The following is a 4258-nucleotide window of genomic DNA, read 5'->3' as shown; positions in this document are numbered from 1 at the left end:
GCCAAGCTGTCGCTGCTGATGGCGGCGCTGTCCATTGTCTGGAGCCTGCTGCAGCTGCTGGCCGTCGGCCTGCTGCAACACCTGGACGTGGCCGGCTGGCTGCAGCAGCAGGCCCTCCCGATTCCGGCAGCGGTGCAGTGGGCCGCGCAGCACCTGCTGGGCCTGTCACTGTTGCTGCTGCTGGCATCGCTGGCGTTTCTGGGGGTGTCCTGGGGTCTGCTCAAACGCCGCGAGTGGGGCCGCATCGGGTTCATCGTGTTTGCGCTGCTGGTGGCAGTGGCCAATTTCGCCTTCCTGCCGCTGGTCCAGGACATGTTCAACAGCATGTACCTGATCATGCCGGCCGAGCTGCTCGATTCACCGCAAGGCCAGGAGCTGCGTGCACAACTGCGCCTGAGCCAGTGGACCACCCTGCTGACCGCTGCCGTCACCGCCGTGGCCATCGCCGTGCTGCATGGCTGGCTGGTGATCAAGCTGCAGCGTGGGGACGTCCGCAGGCAGTTCCACTGAGCGCGGCAGCGGCACGATACCGGCAACCCCCGCAGCACGCCGCCGCTCCGTACCCGCCCGGCACGGCGGCAGCGCAGGCCTGCGCTAAAGTACGCACATGAATGAATTCGACCGCGTACGCGACTACCTGACCGGCCTGCAGGACCGCATCTGCAGCACCATTGAACAGGCCGATGGCCAGGCGCGCTTCATTGAAGACCGCTGGCAGCGCGCCGAAGGCGGCGGTCGCCCCCAGCTTCCTGCCTCCAGCGACACTGGCCCATCCCTGGGCGGCGGTGGCCGCACCCGCATCCTGCGCGAAGGTGCGGTGTTCGAGCAGGCCGGTATCGGTTTTTCCGATGTCGCCGGCACCCGCCTGCCGCCGTCGGCCTCGGCCAACCGCCCGGAACTGGCCGGCGCCTCCTGGCGCGCGTGCGGCGTGTCGCTGGTGTTCCATCCGCGCAACCCGTACCTGCCCACCACCCACGCCAATGTGCGCTATTTCCACGCCGAGCGTGATGGGCAGAAGGTCGCCGCATGGTTCGGCGGCGGCTTCGACCTGACCCCGTTCTACCCGTTCGACGAAGACGTGCACCACTGGCACACGGTCGCGCGCGACCTGTGCAAACCCTACGGCGCGGAGCGCTACGAGCAGCACAAGCGCTGGTGCGACGACTACTTCTTCCTCAAGCACCGCAATGAGACACGCGGCATCGGCGGCCTGTTCTTCGACGACCTGCATGACGATTTCGACACCGACTTCGCCTATCTGCGCGCGGTCGGCGACGGTTTCCTCGATGCCTATCTGCCGATCGTGGAGCGGCGCAAGCACACGCCTTATGGCGAGCGCGAACGCGAGTTCCAGCTGTACCGGCGCGGCCGCTATGTCGAGTTCAACCTGGTCTACGACCGCGGCACGCTGTTCGGCCTGCAGAGCGGCGGCCGCAGTGAAAGCATCCTGATGAGCCTGCCGCCACGGGTACGCTGGGAGTACGGCTTCCAGCCGGAGCCCGGCAGCGATGAAGCGCGCCTGGCAGACTATCTGGTGCCACGCGACTGGCTGGGCGCCTGACCGTCAACGCGACTCCGGGCGCTGGATGATGGCGATACGGCCGTTGGTTTCCAGCAGCGCCACTTCGACATCCTCCAGCGCCGCGCAACCGGCCTCACGCATGGCATGCTCGAAATCGGCCTTGCTGACCAGCTCGCGCCTGAGCACGCCCCGCAGTACCCGGCCATGGCGGGCCAGCACCACCGGCTCGCCTTCGATCACCTTTTCCGCCCATGGACTGCGCGCGCTGATCCAGCCCACCACATAATTCAATGCGATCAGCGTGGCCGCCAGCAGCAGCCCGCCACCGAGCGAGGTGTCCTGGCCCAGCAACGCGTTCTGCACCGCATTGCCCAGCAGCACGATCAGCAGCATGTCGAACGGTGTGAACTGGCCCAGCGCGCGTTTTCCGGCCAGACGCACCATCACCAGCACCACGGCATAGACGATCACCGCGCGCAGCACGAATTCCCACCACGGCATCGCCAGTGCGAACAACTCGGACATCTCCCCGACTCCCACGACACGTTGGCCGTCGATGCTCGCGTAGCGGCAATCAACGGCATGCGAGGGCGTGATGCCCCAAATAAAAAGCCCCGCCGACCAGGGGGGGGTCGACGGGGCCGGGGAGCGGGCATTTGGGGAGTAATCCCCGCTCCGAGATCTGCTCCAGGGGATGGGAGAGATCCGCGACAGACATTGCGTCTGCCGGGGACTATATGAGCATTCCCAACATTGATGGTTCGTGAAGAATTGCGCTGAAAACCGTGGTGATTAAGGGGTTATTCATCCGAAAACGCCTTGGCGAAAAGTGAATGCGTCGCACGATATGCAACGTTCCATTCGCATCACCAAATCACCCCACTCAGCGCCCAATCCGCAGGTCAGTGCGCCTCATCCCAGTTGTCGCCGATCCCGCAATCCACCACCAGCGGCACGCGCAGACTGGCCGCCGCACACATCCGTGCCACCACTTCGCTGCGCAGCGTGTCGATGAAATCGGCATCGGCCTCGAATACCAATTCATCGTGGACCTGCAGGATCATCAGCGCGCGCTCGCGATGATCGGCCAGCCACGCATCCACACTGACCATCGCCCGCTTGATGATGTCCGCCGCGGTGCCCTGCATCGGTGCATTGATCGCGGCGCGCTCGGCGCCGGCACGCAGGCCCTGGTTGCGGGCGTGGATATCGTTCAGGTACAGCCGGCGACCGAACAGCGTCTCCACATAACCCTGTTCACGTGCCTGCACGCGCATGCGCTCCATGAAGTCGCGGACCGCCGGATACCGGCTGAAATACAGCGACACATAATCCTGCGCCTGGCCGCGATCGATGCCCAGGTTCTTGGCCAGCCCAAACGCACTCATGCCGTACATCAGACCGAAGTTGATCGCCTTGGCGGCGCGGCGCTCGTTGGCGGTCACTTCGTCCAGCGCGCGACCGAACACTTCAGCCGCCGTCGCGCGGTGCACGTCGGCGCCCTGCTCGAACGCACGCACCAGACCCGGATCCTCGGAGAGGTGGGCCATGATCCGCAGCTCGATCTGCGAGTAGTCGCAGGCCATCAGCTTGCGTCCCGGCGGCGCGACAAAGGCCTTGCGGATACGACGGCCGTCATCGGTGCGCACCGGGATGTTCTGCAGGTTGGGATCGGACGAGGACAGGCGGCCGGTCGCCGCACCGGACTGGTGGTAGCTGGTGTGGACGCGGCCGGTCTGCGGATTGACCATTTCCGGCAGCTTGTCGGTGTAGGTGCTGCGCAGCTTGGCCAGCCCGCGGTATTCCAGGATCACCCGCGGCAGCTCGTGCTGCTCGGCGATCGCTTCGAGTGCTTCTTCGTTGGTGGACGGTTGGCCCTTGGGGGTTTTCACCAGCGCCGGCAGGCCCAACTCGTCGAACAGCACGGCCTGCAGCTGCTTGGGCGAATCCAGGTTGAAAGTATGGCCGGCCAGCTCGGTGGCCTTCTGCTGCGCGGCCAGCATGCGGGCGGACAGGTCACTGCTCTGCCGCTTCAGTTCGACCGCGTCGATGCGCACGCCATTGGCCTCGATCCGCGCCAGCACCGGCACCAGCGGCATCTCGATCTGGCGGTAGACCTTTTCCAGCGCCGGTTCAGCCGCCAGCTGTGGCGCCAGCACCCGGTGCAGGCGCAGGGTGATATCGGCATCTTCGGCGGCATAGCTGCCGGCCTCGTCGATACCGACCTGCGCGAAGGAGATCTGCTTGACCCCCTTGCCAGCCACCTCCTCGAACTTGGTGGTGGTGTAACCCAGGTAGCGCTGCGCCAGCGAATCCATGTCGTGGCGGGTGGCGGTGGAGTTGAGCACGAAACTTTCCAGCATCGTGTCGTCGGCATAACCCTGCACATCGACACCGTGACGGCGCAGCACGTGAATGTCGTACTTGCCGTGCTGGCCGAGCTTCTTCTTGCTGGCGTCTTCCAGCAGCGGCTTGAGCGCATCCAGCACCTGCTGCATCGGCAGCTGCGCCGGCGCCCCCGGATAGAGGTGGCCGACCGGAATATACGCGCCCTTGCCAACCTCCACCGCCAGGCTGATACCGACCAGGTTGGCGCGCATCGCGTCCAGCGCGTCGGTCTCGGTATCGAAGGCGAATTCGTCGGCGGCCTGCAGACGTTGGACCCAGGCCTGCAGCTGTTCCGTGGTGAACACCGTCTCGTACTCGCCCTTGGCCGCCATGGCCGGATCCAGCCGC

Annotated in this window: 4 protein-coding genes; 2 read left to right on the top strand and 2 right to left on the bottom strand. The window is 65.6% G+C overall.

Translation table 11 applies throughout. The features are described 5' to 3' along the window. Together JCM9942_RS11500 and hemF are read left to right on the top strand one after the other, a co-directional pair. Positions 1-510 (top strand): hypothetical protein (locus JCM9942_RS11500; protein WP_054659792.1); only part of this gene is annotated, 510 nt, incomplete at its 5' end. A 97-nt stretch (positions 511-607) separates the two neighbouring features. Next, positions 608-1561, top strand: coding sequence for an oxygen-dependent coproporphyrinogen oxidase (gene hemF / locus JCM9942_RS11495; RefSeq protein ID WP_054659790.1), 954 nt, complete (start codon positions 608-610; stop codon positions 1559-1561). 3 nt (positions 1562-1564) lie between these two features. Here the strand turns inward: hemF and JCM9942_RS11490 are convergent, their stop codons facing one another. Further along, entirely contained in the window at positions 1565-2047 is a 483-nt protein-coding gene (locus JCM9942_RS11490; protein WP_054659788.1) for a DUF421 domain-containing protein, read from the bottom strand. 377 nt (positions 2048-2424) lie between these two features. Beyond that, positions 2425-4258, bottom strand: a 1834-nt coding sequence (gene polA, locus JCM9942_RS11485) for a DNA polymerase I (protein WP_054659786.1), incomplete at its 5' end; no start/stop codon positions are given.

It is taken from the genome of Stenotrophomonas pictorum JCM 9942, from assembly GCF_001310775.1.
Classification (GTDB): Bacteria; Pseudomonadota; Gammaproteobacteria; order Xanthomonadales; family Xanthomonadaceae; genus Stenotrophomonas; species Stenotrophomonas pictorum.
The sequence above is the reverse complement of the archived record's forward strand: the minus strand, read 5'-3'. Positions and strand labels throughout refer to the sequence as shown.